The sequence below is a fragment of the Micromonospora sp. NPDC000089 genome (genome assembly GCF_042899365.1).
In the GTDB taxonomy this organism is placed as follows: domain Bacteria; phylum Actinomycetota; class Actinomycetes; order Mycobacteriales; family Micromonosporaceae; genus Micromonospora.
The window spans coordinates 514,055-531,963 of sequence record NZ_JBIAZT010000002.1 but is presented as its reverse complement, the minus strand read 5'-3'; the positions used below and the strand labels follow the sequence as shown (position 1 = coordinate 531,963).

The window sequence follows — 17,909 nt, the reverse complement described above, 5'->3', positions numbered from 1 at the left end:
ACCCGGCGGCGGGCGGCTCAGCTGGCGGAGGGCGGCTCAGCGGGCGGCGAGCGGCTGGCGGGCCGGGTCCACCGGTGCCGGCAGGGTGCCGACCCCGCCGAGGTACGAGTGGATCGCGGCGGCGGCGGCCCGGCCCTCGGCGATCGCCCAGACGATCAGCGACGCGCCTCGGTGCATGTCGCCGGCCACGAACACCCCGTCGGCGTCGGTCTGCCAGTCCGGCCGGGCGTCCACCGCGCCGCGCCCGTTGCGGACCACCCCGAACTGGGTCAGCAGCGGCTGCTCCTCGGTGCCCTCGAAGCCGATCGCCAGCAGCACCAGGTCGGCCGGCAGCTCCCGCTCGGAGCCGGGCAGCGCGGTCACGATCCGCCGGCCGTCCCGCTTCTCCACCGTCACCTCGGCGATCCGCACGCCCTTGACCTGACCGGTGCCGTCGTCGACGAACTCCTGCACGGCGACGGCGAAGACCCGGTCGCCGCCCTCCTCGTGCGCCGGGTAGTTGCGCAGCACCCAGGGCCAGGTGGGCCACGGGTCCCGCTCGGCGTCCCGACTGCTCGGCGGCTCCGGGTAGAGGTCCAGCTGGTGCACCCCGGCCGCGCCCTGCCGGTGGGCCACTCCGAGGCAGTCCGCGGCGGTGTCGCCACCGCCGATGATCACCACGTGCTTTCCGGCGGCGTCGATCGGGGTGCCGTCCGGCAGCACCGCGAGCGCCGGCCGCGCGGCGTCGGCGCCGGCCGCCGCCCCGGCGCCCGAACCGCCCGGCTGGGCGGCCGCCGCGGCGGCGACCACCCGGTTGGCGGCGACCAGGTGGTTCATCGCCTGGTGCACGCCACGCAGCGCCCGGCCCGGCGTCTCCGGGGTGTCCCGGCCCTGCAGCGCGCCGCAGGCGAGCAGCACCGCGTCGTGCTCGGCGCGCAGCTGCTCGGCGGTGACGTCCACGCCGACGTTCACCCCGGTGCGGAACCGCACCCCCTCGGCGGTGAGCTGGGCCAGCCGCAGGTCGATGTGCCGCTTCTCCAGTTTGAAGTCGGGGATGCCGTACCGGAGCAGGCCGCCGATCGCGTCGTCCCGCTCGTACACGGTGACAGCGTGACCGGCGCGGGCCAGTTGCTGGGCGGCGGCGAGCCCGGCGGGCCCGGAGCCGACCACGGCCACGGACCGGCCGGTCGGCGCGGGCGCCGGCCGGGGGCGCAGCCCGCCGCGGGTCACGGCCGCGTCGGCGATCTCCACCTCGACCTGCTTGATGGTGACCGGGTCACCGCCGGCGATGCCCAGCACGCAGGCCGCCTCGCAGGGCGCCGGGCAGAGCCGGCCGGTGAACTCCGGAAAGTTGTTGGTGGCGTGCAGCGACTCGACCGCGGCGTCCCACTCACCGGTACGGACCAGGTCGTTCCAGTCCGGGATGCGGTTGCCCAGCGGGCAGCCGTCGTGGCAGAACGGGATGCCGCAGTCCATGCAGCGGGTCGCCTGCTCGCGGACGAGCTGCTCGCCGGCGGGCGGATAGACCTCCCGCCAGTCGGTGATCCGCACCGGCACCGGACGGCGGGCGGGCAGCCGCCGGTTGTAGCGCAGGAATCCGTTCGGGTCAGGCACGAGCCACCTCCTGGACCGCGGCCCGCGGGGCGGGCAGCACCGGCATGGACGACGGCGCGCTGAGCGCGCTCATCACCGCGTCGTCGACGTCGCGGCCGGCGGCTTCGGCGGCCCGCATGATCTCCATCACCCGGCGGTAGTCCCGGGGCACCACCGCGGTGAACTCCTCCACCGCCTCCGGCCAGCGCTTGAGCAGCTCCGCGCCGACCGCCGACTCGGTCTCCGCGACGTGCCGCTGGACCAGGTCGTGCAGCAGGTCCCGCTCCTCGTCGCGCAGCGGCGCGAGGTCGACCAGCTCGGCGTTGACCCGGTCGGTGTCCAGCCGGTGCACGAACGCGGTGCCGCCGGACATGCCGGCGGCGAAGTTGCGCCCGGTCTCGCCGAGCACCACCACCGTGCCGCCGGTCATGTACTCGCAGCCGTGGTCGCCGACGCCCTCGACGACGGCCACCGCACCGGAGTTGCGCACCGCGAACCGCTCCCCCACCCGGCCACGCAGGAACAGCTCACCGCCGGTCGCCCCGTACAGGATGGTGTTGCCGGCGATGATCTGGTCCTCGGCCCGCTGCCCGACGGCGGCCTCGGTGGCGACGAACGGCGCGGCGGCGTCCGGGCGGACGACGAGCCGGCCGCCGGACAGTCCCTTGCCGACGTAGTCGTTCGCGTCGCCGTGCAGCCGCAGGGTGACCCCGCGCGGCAGGAACGCGCCGAACGACTGGCCGGCGGTGCCGCGCAGCAGGAACTCGATGGTGTCGTCGGGCAGCCCGGCCCCGCCGAACCGGCGGGTCACCTCGCCGCCGAGCATCGCGCCGACGCTGCGGTGCTCGTTGCGCACCGCCACCTCGACCCGGACCGGGCGGCCGTCGCGCAGCGCCGGCTCGGCGAGCGCGATCAGCTCGTTGTCCAGGGCGTGCTCCAGGCCGTGGTCCTGGGCGCGGACCCCGCGCCGGGCGGCGCCCGCCGGCAGCTCCGGCAGCTGCAGTACGCGCCGCAGGTCCAGCCCGTACGCCTTCCAGTGGTCGATCGCCGGGACGACGTCGAGCAGCTCGGTCTGCCCGATCGCCTCCTCGATGCTGCGGAAGCCCAGCTCGGCGAGGTAGCCGCGGACCTCCTCGGCGAGGAAGAGGAAGAAGTTCTCCACGAACTCCGGCCGGCCGGTGAACCGCTCGCGCAGCACCGGGTTCTGGGTGGCGATGCCGACCGGGCAGGTGTCCAGGTGGCAGACCCGCATCATCACGCAGCCGGAGACGATCAGCGGCGCGGTGGCGAAGCCGAACTCCTCGGCGCCGAGCAGCGCCGCGATCAGCACGTCCCGGCCGGTCTTGAGCTGGCCGTCGACCTGCACGGTGACCCGGTCGCGCAGCTTGTTGAGCAGCAGCGTCTGCTGCGCCTCGGCCAGCCCCAGCTCCCACGGGGTGCCGGCGTGCTTGAGCGAGTTGAGCGGGGACGCCCCGGTGCCGCCGTCGTGGCCGGAGATCAGGATGACGTCCGCCTTGAGCTTGGCGACGCCGGCCGCGACGGTGCCCACCCCGACCTCGCTGACCAGCTTGACGTGCACCCGGGCCGCCGGGTTGACGCACTTCAGGTCGTGCACCAGCTGGGCGAGGTCCTCGATGGAGTAGATGTCGTGGTGCGGCGGCGGGGAGATCAGGCCGACGCCCGGGGTGGCGTGCCGGGTCCGGGCGATCCACGGCCAGACCTTGTTGCCGGGCAGCTGGCCGCCCTCGCCGGGCTTCGCGCCCTGGGCCATCTTGATCTGCAGGTCGTCCGCGTTGACCAGGTATTCGCTGGTCACGCCGAACCGGCCGCTGGCGATCTGCTTGACCGCCGACCGGCGGGCCGGGTCGTGCAGCCGGTCGACGTCCTCGCCGCCCTCGCCGGTGTTGGACTTGCCGCCGAGGCGGTTCATCGCGATAGCCAGGGTCTCGTGCGCCTCCGCCGAGATCGACCCGTACGACATGGCGCCGGTGGCGAACCGTTTGACGATCTCGGTGGCCGGCTCGACCTCGTCCAACGGGACGGGCGGGCGTACCCCGGTGCGCAGGGTGAACAGCCCGCGCAGCGAGCCGGCCTGCGCGGCCAGCTCGTCGACCTTGGCGGTGTACTGCCGGAACACGTCGTACTGGCGACTGCGGGTGGCGTGCTGGAGCAGGAAGACCGTCTCCGGGTTGAACAGGTGCAGCTCGCCCTCGCGGCGCCACTGGTACTCGCCGCCGACCTCCAGCCGGGTGGACCCGGTGGCGCCGGCGGGCGGCCAGGCCAGCGCGTGCCGGGCGGCCACCTCGGCGTGGATGCCGGCCAGGCCGACCCCGCCGATGGTGCTCGGGGTGCCGCGGAAGTAGCGCTCGACCAGTCGGGTGTCCAGCCCGACCGCCTCGAAGACCTGCGCCCCGCAGTACGACGACACCGTCGAGATGCCCATCTTGGACATGATCTTCAGGACGCCCTTGCCGAGCGCCTTGACGTAGTTGCGCACCGCCTTCTCCCGATCCACCCCGACGAGCGAGCCCGTGGAGATCATGTCCTCCACCGACTCGAAGGCCAGGTACGGGTTGACCGCCGCCGCGCCGTACCCGATCAGCACCGCGGCGTGGTGCACCTCCCGGCAGTCGCCGGACTCGACGATCAGCGCCACCTGGGTGCGGGTCTGCTCGCGCACCAGGTGCTGGTGCACCGCGGCGGTGAGCAGCAGCGACGGGATGGGCGCCAGGTCGGCGTTGGAGTCCCGGTCGGACAGCACCAGGATCCGGACGCCGTCCTCGATCGCCTCGGAGACGTGCCGGCAGATCTCGGTCAGCCGGGCCTTGATCCCGGGCCCGCCGTCGCGGATGCGGTAGAGGCCGGAGACCCGGACGGCCTTGAAGCCGGGCAGGTCGCCGTCCTCGTCGATGGAGAGGATCTTGGCCAGCTCGTCGTTGTCGATCACCGGGTACGGCAGCACGATCTGTCGACAGCTCGCCGGCCCCGGGTCGAGCAGGTTGCCCTCCGGCCCGATGGTGGACGACAGGCTGGTCACCAGCTCCTCCCGGATGGCGTCCAGCGGCGGGTTGGTGACCTGGGCGAAGAGCTGGTGGAAGTAGTCGTAGAGCAGCCGCGGCCGGGTGGACAGCGGCGAGATCGGGGTGTCCGTGCCCATCGAGCCGAGCGGTTCGGCGCCCGTCCGGGCCATCGGCCCGAGCAGGATCTTCAGCTCCTCCTCGGTGTAGCCGAAGGTCTGCTGCCGGCGGCGGACCGAGTCGTGGGTGTAGACGGTGTGCTCGCGCGGCGGCAGGTCACCCAGCTCGATCAGGCCGGCGTGCAGCCAGTCGCCGTACGGCAGCTCGGCGGCCAGCTCGGTCTTGATCTCGTCGTCCGAGACGATCCGGTGGTTGACCGTGTCGACCAGGAACATCTTGCCCGGTTGGAGCCGGCCCTTGGCCACCACGGTGGCCGGGTCGAGGTCGAGCACGCCCGCCTCGCTGCCCAGCACCACCAGCCCGTCCGCGGTACGCCACCAGCGGCCCGGGCGCAGGCCGTTGCGGTCCAGCACCGCGCCGACGATCTCGCCGTCGGTGAACGCCACCGAGGCCGGGCCGTCCCACGGCTCCATCAGGCTGGCGTGGAAGCGGTAGAAGTCGCGCTTGTCCGCCCGCATCCCCGGGTCGTTCTCCCACGCCTCGGGGATCATCATCAGCACCGCGTGCGGCAGGCTCCGCCCGGCCAGGTGCAGCAGCTCGAGGACCTCGTCGAAGTTCGCCGAGTCCGAGGCGGCCGGGGTGCAGACCGGGAAGACCCGCCGGATGTTGCCGGAGATGTCGGGGCTGCGCAGCAGCGCCTCGCGGGCCTGCATCCAGTTCCGGTTGCCCCGGATCGTGTTGATCTCGCCGTTGTGCGCGATGAACCGGTACGGGTGGGCCAGCGGCCAGGACGGGAAGGTGTTGGTGGAGAACCGGGAGTGCACCAGCGCGATCGCGCTGTCCACCCGCTCGTCGGTCAGCTCGGGGAAGTACGCCGGCAGCTGGTCCGGGGTGAGCATGCCCTTCCAGACCATGGTCCGGGCGGACAGCGAGGGGAAGTACGCCGGCACGCCCCGCTCGGCGGTCTCCCGCTCGGCCTGCTTGCGGACGCAGAACGCCACCCGGTCCAGCTCCAGGCCGGCCAGCGGGGAACCGGCCGGGCCGGCGGCGGTGCCGGTCAGCCGGTGCGCGGCGAGGAAGACCTGCCGGATCCGGGGCATCGCGGCGAGCGCGGTCTCGCCCAGCCCGCTCGGGTCGGTCGGCACGTCCCGCCAGCCGAGCAGGTCGGCGCCCTCGACCAGGGCGTACTTCTCGACCACCCGGCGGGCCCGGGCCTCGGCCGCGTCGTCGTCGGGCAGGAAGACCAGGCCGGTGGCGTACTGGCCGGCCGGCGGGAGCGGGAAGTCGACCACGGCGCGCAGGAACGCGTCCGGCACCTGCATCATGATGCCCGCGCCGTCGCCGGTGTTGTGCTCCGCGCCCCGGGCGCCGCGGTGGTCGAGCCGGCAGAGCGCGCCCAGACCGCGGGCGACGACCTGGTGGGAGCGCCGGCCGTGCAGATCCGCCACAAAGGCGACACCGCACGCGTCGTGCTCGTTCGCGGGGTCGTAGAGACCGGTCGCGGGCGGGGCCGACTGGGGGCTCAGAGGGTACGGAAGGGCCACCGGGTCTCCTGTCGTCACTCAGGTTGGATCATGCTCGGGACGACGTCGGCCCTTGGCGGTCTGTTGAGTCTACGTTAGGGCGGGTGGCGCGGGGCCAGTGCGGATTGATCACACCTTCCAGAGTCTGGGACGTGTAGTCTCGCGCGGTGGATCCCTCGCACCAGGATTTGTTCGTCCGGTTGGAACGCTTCTACGACGCGGTGCCCCGCGACGGCGCCCGGGCCGAGGAACACGGCGGCCTCGTGCTGTTCGTCCGGGAGGGCGCCGGCTGGCCGTACTACGCCCGCCCCCGGATCGGCGTCGCGGACGCCCCGTCGCTGGCCGAGGTCGGCGCGGTCCGGGAGCGGCAGCGCCAGCTGGGCCTGCCGGAGGCCTTCGAGTGGGTGCACGAGACCACCCCCGGGCTGCTCGCCACCGCCCGCGCGGCCGGGCTGAGCGTGCTCGAGGCGCCGCTGATGGTGCTCGACCCGGCCGCGCTGCCCGACCCGGCCACCCTCACCGACGTACCGGTGCGGGTGCTGGACCCGGCGGCGGAGGGCTTCGCCGCCGGCGTCGCCGCGCGCCGCGCGGTGGCCGCGGTCGGCTTCTCCGCCGCCGGCACCGCCCGCGGCGAGGCCGGGGCCGCCGAGCGGGACGCCGCGGCCACCGAGCTGGACGTGGCGGCGCTGGACGAGGAGCGGGCCCGGATCGCCGACGGCCGGCGGGTGTCCGCACTGGCCGGCACCGCCGAGGACGGCGCGCTGGCCAGCGGCATGGCGATGCGGGTGGACGACGTGGCCGAGATCGCCGGGGTGGCTACCCTGCCGGTCGCCCGGCGTCGCGGCCTGGGCGCGGCGGTCACCGCCACGCTCGCCCGCACCCTGCTGGACGCCGGCACCGACCTGGTCTTCCTGTCGGCCGGCAGCGAGGAGATCGCCCGGGTCTACCTGAAGGTCGGCTTCCGGCGGATCGGCACCGCCTGCATCGCCGAGCCCGCGCCGGCCATCATCTGACCGGTGGGCGGGCCCGGCCCGCGGTGGCGTGGCCGAGGGTGGGTGCGGCGGTCAGGACACCGGTGGGCGCCACTGCGCGGCAGAGGCGGCCGCGCTGGACAGCAGCCGGGGGCTGATCGTGCCCAGCGCGGCGTCCCGGGCCCGCAGGGCCAGCCGGCCCCGGGCCTGCAACACCGCCGACATCCGCCGGGTCTGCCGGACCACCGTGGCCGCCCGGGGCCGGCGCAGCCGGTCGTACGCCTGCAGCGCCTCCGGCAGCCCGGACTCGCGCAGCAGCGAGGCGAGGGTGGCGGCGTCCTCGAAGGCGAGGCAGGCGCCCTGCCCGAGGTGCGGCGGCATGGCGTGCGCGGCGTCGCCGAGCAGCACCACGCCGCCCGGGCCGGCCGGGAAGGCGTACGCCCGGGGCAGCGGTCGCAGCTCCCGCACCTCCTGCTGCACCAGGTCGGCCGTGTGGGTGGCGTCCAGCAGCTCGCCGATCGGGGCGGGCCAGCCGGCGTACCACCGCTTGAGCAGGGCGAGCTGGGTCTCCGGCGGCTCCGGCCGGGCGGCGCCGGCGGCGGTGGCCACCCAGTAGACGCCGCCGCGACGGGACGCGCCGGAGGAGCCGCGCTCGCCCAGCGAGGCGGCGACGAAGCGGTAACCGGCGCCGAGCGTCTCCCCGCCGAGGGGCTGGTCGGCCGGCAGCTCGGCGGCCCGGTACCAGGGAATCACCGCCCGGTACGCCGCGCACCCGGAGCTGACCACGGCCGCCTCGGGGGCGAGCTGCCGGCGCACCGCGCTGTCGGTGCCGTCGGCGGCGACCACCAGGTCGGCCTCGACCAGCTGCCGGGCCATCCCGACCGCGGGCCGGTCGGCGCCGCCGGCCCGGACGGTGTCCACCGACACCCCGGTGCGCAGCTCGACCCGGTCGCCCAGCCCGGCGATCAGCGCGTCATGCAGGTCCTCCCGGTGCACCACCACCGGCATCCGGTCGGCCGGGGTGGGTCGGGGCTGCACCAGCCACTGGCCGTCCGGGCGGCGGACCCCGCCGTCGGGCAGCGGGGTGGCGATGGCCTCCAGCCCGGAGCCCAGCCCCAGGGCGTGCAGCGCGCGCACGCCGTTGGGCCAGAGCACCACCGCGGTCGGCTCGGGGCGGACCCGGTCGGCCCGCTCCAGCACGGTGACCTGCCAGCCCGAGCGGGCCAACGCGCCGGCCACCGCCAGGCCGCCGAGCCCGGCGCCGACCACCACCGCGGTGCGTCTCACCCGCTCAGCCGTCCCGGTCGGCGGGGCGCCCACCGGCGGCGCCGGCCCGGTCGTCCCGCTCCACCTCGGCCGGATCGGGGCCGTCCGTCGCCGGGTGGTCGGCCGCCCCGTTGCGGGCCGCGGATTCCGGCTCGGCTTGGGCAACCGGCCCGGGCTCGGCGGTGTCGGCGGTGGGCCGGTCCGCGTCGACCGTGGGTCGGTCGGTGCCGGCCGTGGGTCGGTCCGCCTCAGCGGTGGGCCGGTCGGCGTCGACCGTGGGTCGGTCCGCCTTAGCGGTGGGTCGGTCCGCGTCGACCGGCTCGGCGTCGGGCCCCGGGGTCGGTTCGTCGGCGGCGCCGGCCGTCGGGGCGGTCTCCGGTTCGTCCGGGACCTCGCCGGTCTCCTGGTACGCCCGGAACCGCGCCTCGTCCACCACCCGGTAGCCGGTCGGGGCGGCCGCCCGCGCGCCGTCCCCGGCGCGGGACAGGTCGACCTGCGAGACGTCGCCACCGCCGGGCGGCACCGGCGCGGCCGGCTGACCGATCGGGACGAGGTACTCGCGCGGGCCGCGCACCAGCACGAAGTAGGCCAGCGCGCCGAGGAAGACCAGGCCCGCGGTCCACACGTTGAGCCGGACGCCGAGGATGGTGTTCGCCTCGTCGGTGCGCATCAGCTCGATCCAGAACCGGCCCACGGTGTAGCCCATGACGTACAGCGCGAACGCCCGCCCCCGGCCCAGCCGCAGCCGGCGGTCCAGCGCGAACACCAGGGCGGCGACGCCCAGGTTCCACAGCGCCTCGTAGAGGAACGTCGGGTGGTAGAGCCCGGGCTCCTGGATCGGCGCGCCGGCGTCGTCGCGCAACGCGTGGCCGGGATTGTCCGGGTCCATCCGGTGGATCTCCAGGCCCCAGGGCAGCGTCGTCCGGCCGCCGTACAGCTCGTTGTTGAACCAGTTGCCGAACCGGCCGATCGCCTGGGCGATGGGCAGCCCGGGGGCGAGCGCGTCGGCGACCACGGTCAGCGGGATGCCGAGCTGCCGGGCGGCGATCCAGGCGCCGACCGCCCCACCGGCGACCGCGCCCCAGATGCCCAGGCCGCCCTCCCAGATGGCGAACGCCTTCCAGGGGTCGCCGCCGGTGCCGAAGTACTTCTCCGGCGAGGTGATCACGTGGTAGATCCGGGCGCCGATGATGCCGGTCGGCACGGCCCAGACCGCGATGTCGAGCACCGCGCCGGGGGCCACCCCGCGCTGGCGCAGCCGGCGCTCGGTGACCCAGCAGGCCACCACGATCCCGACGATGATGCAGAGCGCGTACGCCCGGATCGGCAGCGGCCCGAGTTGCCACACGGCGGTGGTCGGGCTCGGCAGGGCCGCCAGGGGCGTCGTCGAGGCGAGGGTCACGGGTGCACAGGCTACCGTCGCGGACCGCATCCGCGGCACCCCGGTCCGGCCCGGCTCGCGCGCCGCATGACTTCCGGTGCCCGTCTCCGTACGCTCGATGTCATGAGTTCGCCGCGCTGGGCGGTCGCCGCGGTCGTCACCGACGACGCGGGCCGGGTGCTGCTCTGCCGCCATGAACGCGGTGGCCGGTGGGCACTTCCCGGCGGCCGGCTACGCCACCCGGAGTGCCCGGTCGGCGCGGTCGCCGGCGAGATCCACGCCGAGACCGGGTGCCCGGTCGAGGTGACCGATCTGGTGGGGATCTACCACCTCACCGGGTCGGGCTGCGTACCCGCCGGTGACCCGGCGGTGCCGCCCGACGTGCTGGTGCACGTCTTCCGGGCCCGCCCCGGCGCGACGCCGGCCGGTGAGCCGCCGCAGCGCTGCCGACTCGACTGGCACGACCCGGAGCGACTACCCGGCGCCGTCACGCCGGTGACCCGGGCGGCGGTCGCCGACGCGGCGGCCGGACGCGCCGGCGTGCTTCGCGAGATCCACCCGGACGACCTCGGGAGGGTGGATCCGACCGCTCCCGAGCCCAGGTCGAGCACCGGCTCGGCGGAGACCGGTTTCGGCGAGCCGGGCGCGCGAACCGACGGCGGCGCACCCGTCGCACCCACCGCGCGTGGCGCCGGGCAGGGCTCCTGACCCGGTACAGCCGCTGGTCAGCGCGGCTCCCGGACCGGAGCGGCGTGGTTCACCCAGTGTGAGGCGTACCCCCCACTTGTCGTCATGAGCGATATGACTCAGCGGCATATTTATGCCGCTGAGTCATATCGCTCAGGGAAAGAAGTGGTGGCTGACGGAGACACTCCGGGAGGCGGGCGAGCGGGCAGGCCGGTACTGCGCCAGGCGGGCAGAGGGATGCGGCAGGCGGGCAGAGGGACAGGGGCACGCCAGCACCCGGCCCGGCCGGCACATGGGCAGGCGGGTGTCACCGGCCTGGTTGCCGGGGGCGGGTCGACCCCGGCGGGTGCGACCGCGGGGGTGGGTGGGTCAGCGGGCGGGGTGGCGGACGCCTTCGGCGAGGTCGGCGCTCAGCGCCCGCAGGGCGGTCAGGCCGGCCGCCTGGTCGGGGGCGTCCAGCAGGCAGCGGATCAGGGCGCTGCCCACGATCACGCCGTCCGCGTAGCCGGCGACGGTGGCCGCCTGGGCGCCGGTGCCCACCCCAAGGCCGACGCCCACCGGCAGGTCGGTGGCCTCGCGTACCCGGGAGACCAGGACCGGCGCGGCGTCGGAGGTCTGCGACCGGGCGCCGGTCACCCCCATGATCGCGGTGGCGTAGACGAAGCCCCGGCAGTGCTCGACGGTCATCCGCAGCCGCGCGTCGGTCGACGACGGCGAGACCAGGAACGTCCGGTCCAGCCCGTACGCGTCGGAGGCGGCCAGCCACTCGTCGGCCTCGTCCGGTATCAGGTCCGGGGTGATCAGGCCGGTGCCCCCGGCGGCGGCCAGGTCGCGGGCGAACGCGTCCACGCCGTACTGCTCGATCGGGTTCCAGTAGGTCATGGTGACCACCGGCGCGCCGGTGGCCGCGACGGCCTCGATGATCCGCAGCGCGTCCCTGGTGCGGACGCCGCCGGCCAGCGCGATGTCGCTGGCCTTCTGGATCACCGGGCCGTCCATCACCGGGTCGGAGTACGGGATCTCCACCTCGATGACGTCCACGCCCGCCTCGACCATGGCGGTCATCGCGGCGATGCTGCCCTCGACGGTGGGGAAGCCGGCCGGCATGCAGCCCACCAGCACGGCCCGCCCGTCGGCCCGGGCCTTGTCGAAGGCCACCCCGATCCGGCTCATCACTGCTCCCTGTCGAGGATGCCGAAGTACTCGCCGGCGGTGTGCACGTCCTTGTCGCCCCGGCCGGAGAGGTTGACCACCAGGACCGGCTCCCGGCCCAGCTCGGCGGCGAGCGTCGGGGCCACCTTGAGCACGCCGGCCAGCGCGTGCGCGCTCTCGATCGCCGGGATGATCCCCTCGGTGCGGCAGAGCAGCTCGAACGCGGCCATCGCCTCGGCGTCGGTCACCGGCAGGTAGCTGGCCCGGCCGGTGTCGTGCAGCCAGGCGTGCTCCGGGCCGATGCCCGGGTAGTCCAGGCCGGCGGAGATCGAGTGCGACTCGATGGTCTGCCCGTCGGCGTTCTGCAGCACGTACGTTCGGGTGCCGTGCAGCACCCCGGAGGTGCCGCCGGTGATGCTGGCGGCGTGCCGGTCGGTCTCCACGCCCTCGCCGCCGGCCTCGAAGCCGTACAGCCGGACGTCGGTGTCGGGCACGAACGCGTGGAAGATGCCCAGCGCGTTGGAGCCGCCGCCGACGCAGGCGAGCACCGCGTCGGGCAGCGCGCCGGTGCGGTCCAGGCACTGCTGCCGGGCCTCCTCGCCGATGCCCCGGACGAAGTCGCGGACCATCTCCGGGAACGGGTGCGGGCCGGCGACCGTGCCGATCAGGTAGTGCGTGTCGTCGACGTTGGCGACCCAGTCGCGCATCGCCTCGTTCATCGCGTCCTTGAGGGTGCGCGAGCCGGTGGTGACCGGGACCACGGTGGCGCCGAGCATCCGCATCCGGGCCACGTTGAGCGCCTGCCGCTCGATGTCGACCTCGCCCATGTAGACCACGCAGTCGAGGTCCAACAGGGCGGCCAGGGTGGCGGTGGCCACCCCGTGCTGGCCGGCGCCGGTCTCGGCGATCACCCGCTTCTTGCCCATCCGCTTGGTGATCAGCGCCTGGCCGAGCACGTTGCGCACCTTGTGCGCCCCGGTGTGGTTGAGGTCCTCGCGCTTGAGCAGCACCCGGGCGCCGACCTTCGCGGAGAACCGCTCGGCGGTGTAGAGCAACGACGGGCCGCCGACGTAGTCGCGCAGCAGGGCGTCGAACTCGGCCTGGAACTCCGGGTCGGTCTTCGCCTTGCGGTACGCGGCGTCCAGCTCGTCCAGCGCCGCCACCAGGGCCTCAGGGACGAACCGGCCACCGAACCGGCCGAAGTGACCGGCGGCGTCAGGGACCTGACCGGCCTCGGCCGGTGCGTTGGCGCTCATCGGATTGTCCTCTCGCTGCGCACGACTGCCGGCGCGGGTCAGCGCACCGGGCGGGGCGTGGCCGGGTGATTCCCGGCGTTGACCAGCTCGGCGACCGCCTCACGCGGGCTCTTCTGGGTGACCAGCCCCTCGCCCACCAGCACGGCGTCGGCGCCGGCGGAGGCGTACCGGATCAGGTCGTGCGGGCCGCGCACGCCGGACTCGGCGATCTTGACGACGCTGCTGGGCAGGCCGGGCGCGATCCGCTCGAACACCGACCGGTCGACCTCCAGGGTACGCAGGTCGCGGGCGTTGACCCCGATCACCTGCGCCCCGGCCGCCAGGGCCCGGTCGGCCTCCTCCTCGTCGTGCACCTCGACCAGCGCGGTCATGCCCAGCGACTCGATCCGCTCCAGCAGGCCGACCAGCGCGTTCTGCTCCAGCGCCGCGACGATCAGCAGGACCAGGTCGGCGCCGTGCGCGCGGGCCTCGTGCACCTGATAGCTGGACACCACGAAGTCCTTGCGCAGGACGGGCACCTTGACGGCGGCGCGGACCGCGGCGAGGTCGTCCAGCGACCCGCCGAACCAGCGGCCCTCGGTCAGCACGCTGATCGCCCGCGCCCCGCCGGAGGCGTACTGCCCCGCCAGGTCCGCCGGGTCGGCGATCTCGGCCAGCCGGCCGCGCGACGGCGAGGAACGCTTGACCTCGGCGATCACCGCCACGCCGGGCCGGCGCAGGGCCGCGTACGCGTCCATGGGCGGCGGCGCGGCGGCGGCCAGCTCGCGGATGCGCTCCAGCGGAACCTGCTCCTGTCGCCGCGCCACGTCCTCGCGGACGCCGGCCAGGATCTCGTCGAGCACGCTGCCGGACGCTGCCCGACCGGCCTCGTCCCCCTCCGTGCGCTCATGATCAGCAGTCACCAACGGACTCCCCTCTCCGGGTGTCATGGGCCGATGCTAGGTCCCGCCACCAGGCCACAGGTGCCGGGGGTATGGCGCTCCTCACGGAATGGGCTGTGGCATGATGCCCGACTTCCGGTGAACGGGAAGTCACGCACCGCCACCAGACCGATCGATCGGCGTCACCACCCCTCCCGGGCCCGGCCGGCGCCCTACGCATCGATCGCCGGCCATGCCCAATGAGATCACGACGGGCCGCCGCGCGCAGCGCGACGACCTCGCCGCGGTGGCTGTGACGAAGCTCAAGGACCAACGGCCCGGCGCAGGTCGTTCCCCCGCGAGGGATCGTTGACCGGCCGGTCACCGCGCCGAAACGTGCGCCCGGCAGCATCGGGGCGGGCAGACTCGACGACGCGACCGCCCAACCGTCGAACTCTCGTGCGGGGTGACCATGAGCACTGCGGAGCAGACCCAGACCGTCCGACTCACCACGCTGTCGCGCGGCGTCGCGTCGCTCGCCGTCGGCATCGTGCACACCCTGGAACGCGCGGTGGCCGGGGAGGGCCGGGTCCGCACGGCCCGCGGCAACGCCTGGGAGGCCGTCTGCGCCGACCGGGCCCGCGCCGAGCGGCGCGCCGAGCTGGACCGCCTGGTCGCCGAGCTGGCGGCGGCCCGGGCCGCCGCGCGGGACCGCCGCGAGCAGCGGGACCGTCAGCCGGTCAGCTGACCGTCGGGTCCTCGCCGCGGTCCAGGGCGTCCCACGCCTCTCGGGTGCCCCGCCCGCCGGCCGCGCCGACCGGCCCGCCGGTGGCCGGCCCCGGGCTCGCCGGGGCCGGTCGGTCGTACCGGGCGCCCATCGCCGGCCAGCGGCCGCCCCGGGCCGCGGTGAGCAGCCCGCCGCAGCCGACCAGCACGCCGCCGAGCAGGCACAACGCCGGCCACTGTCGGCTCACCGCGCCGCCGAACGCGGCCACCAGCCCGTACCCGCCGCCGGCGGCGACCGCCGCGCCGAGCAGCGCGAGCAGGGCGCCCAGCAGTCGGCGTACCCGACCCCGGGTGGCCAGCACCGCGCCGCCGCCGGCCAGCCCGACCAGCGCCAGCGCGGAGAGCCAGGGCAGCAGGTCGGCGCCGGTGCGGGCCTGCCGCGCGGTCGGCAACGAGCCGCGGGCGGTCAGCTCGACCGACCAGGTCCGGGTGGACGCCCACCAGGCCAGGCCCGCCCCGGCCAGGCAGAGCAGGACCGCGTACGTCAGCTCGCGCCGACCCCGGGCCGGCGGCGCGGGCCGGTCGGGGGCGGCCGAGGGCTGACTCACCGGGGCCGCCTTTCGTTCGCGACTGCGGGGCTCCGCTGCGCTGCGCTCCTCGCGCTCACCGGGCCGGCCGGAGGGTTTCGGCGGCGGCGATCGCGGCTAGCACCGCGGCCGCCTTGTTCCGGGTCTCCTGGTCCTCGGCGGCAGGATCGGAATCGGCCACCACGCCGGCGCCGGCCTGGACGTAGGCCCGGCCGTCGCGGATCAGCGCGGTCCGGATGGCGATCGCCATGTCCAGGTCGCCGCCGAAGCCGAAGTAGCCGACGGTGCCGCCGTAGACGCCGCGGCGGACCGGCTCCAGCTCCTCGATGATCTCCATGGCGCGCACCTTCGGGGCGCCGGAGAGGGTGCCGGCCGGGAAGGTCGCGGCGAGCGCGTCGAAGGCCGTCCGGTCGGACCGCAGCGTGCCGACCACGGTCGAGACGATGTGCATGACGTGGCTGTACCGCTCGATGGTGGCGAACTCGGGCACCTCCACCGTGCCCGGCCGGCAGACCCGGCCCAGGTCGTTGCGGCCCAGGTCGACCAGCATCACGTGCTCGGCGCGCTCCTTGGGGTCGGTCAGCAGCTCGGCCGCCAGCCGGGCGTCCGCCGCGGGGGTGGCGCCGCGCGGCCGGGTGCCGGCGATCGGGTGCAGCAGGGCCCGCCGGCCGTCCGCCCCCGCGGTGACCTTCAGGTGCGCCTCCGGGGAGGAGCCGACGATGTCGAAGCCGTCGAAGCGCAGCAGGTACATGTACGGGCTGGGGTTGGTGGTGCGCAGCACCCGGTAGACGTCCAGCGGGTCGGCGTGGGTGTCCCGCCGGAAGCGCTGGGACAGCACGATCTGGAAGCACTCGCCGGCCCGGATCGCCTCCTTGGCCGCCTCGACGGCCTTCGGATAGCCGCCGTCCGGGGTGCGACTGACCACCTCGCCGGCCGGCGGTCGGGCGACCGTGGAGATCATGGGCGGAATCGGTCGGGACAGCGCCGTGGTCATCGCGTCCAGCCGGCCCACCGCGTGGTGGTAGGCGGCCTCGACCAGCGCGGCCCGGCCCGGCGCGTCGGGTGGAGGCAGCACCGCGTTGGCGACCAGAATCGCCGACCCGTCGTAGTGGTCGAGCACCACCAGGTCGGTGGCGAGCATCATGCCCAGCTCGGGCACCCCGAGGTCGTCCTCGGTCAGCTCGGGCAGCCGCTCGAAGCGCCGGATCAGGTCGTACCCCAGGTAGCCGACCATGCCGCCGGTCAGCGGCGGCAGCCCGTCGGCCGGGTGCGGCACCGGGCCGGCGAGCGCCTCGACGGTCTCCCGCAGCACCCGCACCGGGTCGCCGGAGGCCGGCACGCCGTCCGGCGGGGTGCCGGTCCACACCGCGACGCCGTCCCGCTCGACCAGCGTCGCGGCGCTGCGGACCCCGATGAACGAGTACCGCGACCAGGACATCCCGGCCGAGCCGACGCCCTGCTCGGCGGACTCCAGCAGGAAGGTGCCCGGCCCGCCGGCGAGCTTGCGGTAGACGCCGACCGGGGTCTCCGCGTCGGCCAGCAGCCGCCGGGTCACCGGCACCACCCGCCAGCGCCCGGCCAGCTCGGCGAAGGCGCCCAGCTCGGGGCTGAGCGTGCCGTCGGTCATGATGCCGTCCCCTCGCCGGTCACCGGCAGCTCGGTAAAGAAGCAGGTGCGGTGCCCGGTGTGGCAGGCGGCGCCGACCTGGTCGACGCCGACCAGCAGCGCGTCGCCGTCGCAGTCGAGGGCGACCGAGCGGACGTACTGGTGGTGGCCGGAGGTGGCACCCTTGACCCAGTACTCCTGCCGGCTGCGCGACCAGTAGGTGGCGCGGCCGGTGGTCAGCGTGCGGTGCAGGGCCTCGTCGTCCATCCAGGCGACCATCAGCACCTCGCCGGTGTCGTGCTGGCGCACCACGGCGGCGACCAGGCCGTCCGGGTCGCGGCGTAGTCGGGCGGCGATCGCCGGGTCGAGCCGGGACGGCCGGACGGCGCCGTCGGCGGGCTCGGCCGGGCCGGCGGGGCGGGTCGCGCCGGCGGGGCGGGTCGCGCCGGCGTCGCTCTGGGCGGGGTCGCTGAGGGCGGCGTCGCTCGGGGCGCCGCCGCTCGGGGCGGGGTCAGCTTCGGGCACGCCCCATTGTCCCGCACGCGGCGCGGGGACCGTCGGCCCGTCCCGGCCCCGGGCCGCCCGGGCGAGCTGGGCGACGTACCGGTCCAGCCGGCCGTCGACCAGGGCGGCGGCCAGGTCCGCGCCGCCCGCCTCCGCGACGACCGCCGCGTACGGGCGGATCAGCGGCGGTACGCCGGTCACCAGCCGGGCGGCGGCGGCGCCGACCTCGTCGGCGGAGCCGGGGCGCAGCCCGAGGCAGCGCAGCATGTCGTCGCGGTAACCGGGCGGGGCGACCGGCAGCTGCAGGGCCGCGGCGAAGGCGGCGCGGCGGGAGTTGACCCGCACCCCCGGGTTGGCCAGCCGGAGCACCGACGGGCAGAGCCGGGCCAGGTCGGCGGCGGCCAGCCGGACGCCGAGCGGGTCGCCGACCACCCGCGCGCCGGCCACCTTGCCGAGCGCGGCGACCAGCTCCTCCAGCCGGGGCTGGTCGGCCGGTTGGCAGAGCACCGGCAGGTCGATCCGGGGACGCCAGTGGGGATCCGCCCAGAGCAGCCGGGCCGGCGCGGTGACCGGCAGGCCGAACGCCCAGTCGGCCGGTTCACCGAGCCGGTCGACCCACGAGCGGACGTCCCGGGCGGCCACCGACACGTGCACGATCCGGCCGTCCACCTCGGCCAGGTAG

Annotated in this window: 12 protein-coding genes and 2 pseudogenes; 3 read left to right on the top strand and 11 right to left on the bottom strand. The window is 75.4% G+C overall.

Annotated features, from left to right (window positions below; translation table 11 throughout):
- Window positions 1–36 precede the first annotated feature (36 nt).
- Window positions 37–1,593, bottom strand: coding sequence for a glutamate synthase subunit beta (locus ACFY3U_RS05885; protein ID WP_387195509.1), 1,557 nt, complete (start codon window positions 1,591–1,593; stop codon window positions 37–39).
- Window positions 1,586–6,253: a glutamate synthase large subunit gene (gene gltB, locus ACFY3U_RS05880; RefSeq protein ID WP_387195506.1), complete on the bottom strand. Its 4,668-nt coding sequence runs from the start codon at window positions 6,251–6,253 to the stop codon at window positions 1,586–1,588. The genes ACFY3U_RS05885 and gltB overlap by 8 nt, the downstream gene beginning before the upstream one ends.
- 146 nt (window positions 6,254–6,399) lie before the next feature.
- Here gltB and ACFY3U_RS05875 point away from each other — a divergent pair, with 146 nt between their 5' ends.
- Window positions 6,400–7,245: a GNAT family N-acetyltransferase gene (locus ACFY3U_RS05875; protein ID WP_387195504.1), complete on the top strand. Its 846-nt coding sequence runs from the start codon at window positions 6,400–6,402 to the stop codon at window positions 7,243–7,245.
- 51 nt (window positions 7,246–7,296) lie between these two features.
- Here ACFY3U_RS05875 and ACFY3U_RS05870 read toward each other — a convergent pair whose 3' ends face one another.
- Complete coding sequence (locus ACFY3U_RS05870; protein ID WP_387195501.1) at window positions 7,297–8,490, bottom strand: FAD-dependent oxidoreductase; 1,194 nt, start codon at window positions 8,488–8,490, stop codon at window positions 7,297–7,299.
- A gap of 4 nt (window positions 8,491–8,494) precedes the next feature.
- The gene (gene lgt, locus ACFY3U_RS05865) at window positions 8,495–9,871 is read right to left on the bottom strand and encodes a prolipoprotein diacylglyceryl transferase (protein ID WP_387195498.1); all 1,377 of its coding nucleotides are present in this window, start codon (window positions 9,869–9,871) and stop codon (window positions 8,495–8,497) included.
- A gap of 102 nt (window positions 9,872–9,973) precedes the next feature.
- Between lgt and ACFY3U_RS05860 the strand changes: the two genes are divergently transcribed.
- Complete coding sequence (locus ACFY3U_RS05860; protein ID WP_387195495.1) at window positions 9,974–10,558, top strand: NUDIX hydrolase; 585 nt, start codon at window positions 9,974–9,976, stop codon at window positions 10,556–10,558.
- Window positions 10,559–10,906: 348 nt separating this feature from the next.
- Here the strand turns inward: ACFY3U_RS05860 and trpA are convergent, their stop codons facing one another.
- From trpA to trpC, 3 genes are read right to left on the bottom strand one after another with little or no spacing between them, the layout of a single operon-like run.
- Window positions 10,907–11,710: a tryptophan synthase subunit alpha gene (trpA, locus tag ACFY3U_RS05855; RefSeq protein ID WP_387195491.1), complete on the bottom strand. Its 804-nt coding sequence runs from the start codon at window positions 11,708–11,710 to the stop codon at window positions 10,907–10,909.
- A complete protein-coding gene (gene trpB / locus ACFY3U_RS05850) occupies window positions 11,710–12,945 on the bottom strand; it encodes a tryptophan synthase subunit beta (RefSeq protein WP_387195488.1) in 1,236 nt (411 codons plus the stop codon). The genes trpA and trpB overlap by 1 nt, the downstream gene beginning before the upstream one ends.
- Before the next feature lie 38 nt (window positions 12,946–12,983).
- On the bottom strand, window positions 12,984–13,787 hold the full coding sequence (gene trpC / locus ACFY3U_RS05845; RefSeq protein WP_387195985.1) for an indole-3-glycerol phosphate synthase TrpC: 804 nt from the start codon (window positions 13,785–13,787) through the stop codon (window positions 12,984–12,986).
- A gap of 490 nt (window positions 13,788–14,277) precedes the next feature.
- Between trpC and ACFY3U_RS05840 the strand changes: the two genes are divergently transcribed.
- The gene (locus ACFY3U_RS05840; RefSeq protein ID WP_387195485.1) at window positions 14,278–14,553 is read left to right on the top strand and encodes a hypothetical protein; all 276 of its coding nucleotides are present in this window, start codon (window positions 14,278–14,280) and stop codon (window positions 14,551–14,553) included.
- Here the strand turns inward: ACFY3U_RS05840 and ACFY3U_RS05835 are convergent.
- The 4 genes and pseudogenes from ACFY3U_RS05835 to ACFY3U_RS05820 all read right to left on the bottom strand — a co-directional run.
- Window positions 14,546–15,139, bottom strand: coding sequence for a Trp biosynthesis-associated membrane protein (locus ACFY3U_RS05835; protein WP_387195482.1), 594 nt, complete (start codon window positions 15,137–15,139; stop codon window positions 14,546–14,548). The genes ACFY3U_RS05840 and ACFY3U_RS05835 overlap by 8 nt on opposite strands.
- A gap of 55 nt (window positions 15,140–15,194) precedes the next feature.
- Window positions 15,195–16,745 carry an anthranilate synthase component I gene (locus ACFY3U_RS05830; protein WP_387195479.1) on the bottom strand — a complete coding sequence of 517 codons (1,551 nt, stop codon included), beginning with the start codon at window positions 16,743–16,745 and terminating at the stop codon, window positions 15,195–15,197.
- A pseudogene (hisI, locus tag ACFY3U_RS05825) lies at window positions 16,742–17,128 on the bottom strand (phosphoribosyl-AMP cyclohydrolase); the annotation flags it as partial. The gene ACFY3U_RS05830 and the pseudogene hisI, both read right to left, overlap by 4 nt.
- A 282-nt stretch (window positions 17,129–17,410) precedes the next feature.
- Window positions 17,411–17,734 (bottom strand): annotated as a pseudogene (locus ACFY3U_RS05820) (phosphoribosyl-AMP cyclohydrolase); the annotation flags it as partial.
- Window positions 17,735–17,909 lie beyond the last annotated feature (175 nt).

What these genes read in the sequence shown, in the direction of transcription:
- ACFY3U_RS05860 (WP_387195495.1), top strand. Translation starts at nt 9,974, where the DNA reads ATGAGTTCGCCGCGCTGGGCGGTCGCCGCGGTCGTCACCGACGACGCG.
- ACFY3U_RS05830 (WP_387195479.1), bottom strand. Translation starts at nt 16,745, where the DNA reads ATGACCGACGGCACGCTCAGCCCCGAGCTGGGCGCCTTCGCCGAGCTG.
- trpA (WP_387195491.1), bottom strand. Translation starts at nt 11,710, where the DNA reads ATGAGCCGGATCGGGGTGGCCTTCGACAAGGCCCGGGCCGACGGGCGG.
- trpB (WP_387195488.1), bottom strand. Translation starts at nt 12,945, where the DNA reads ATGAGCGCCAACGCACCGGCCGAGGCCGGTCAGGTCCCTGACGCCGCC.
- ACFY3U_RS05840 (WP_387195485.1), top strand. Translation starts at nt 14,278, where the DNA reads ATGAGCACTGCGGAGCAGACCCAGACCGTCCGACTCACCACGCTGTCG.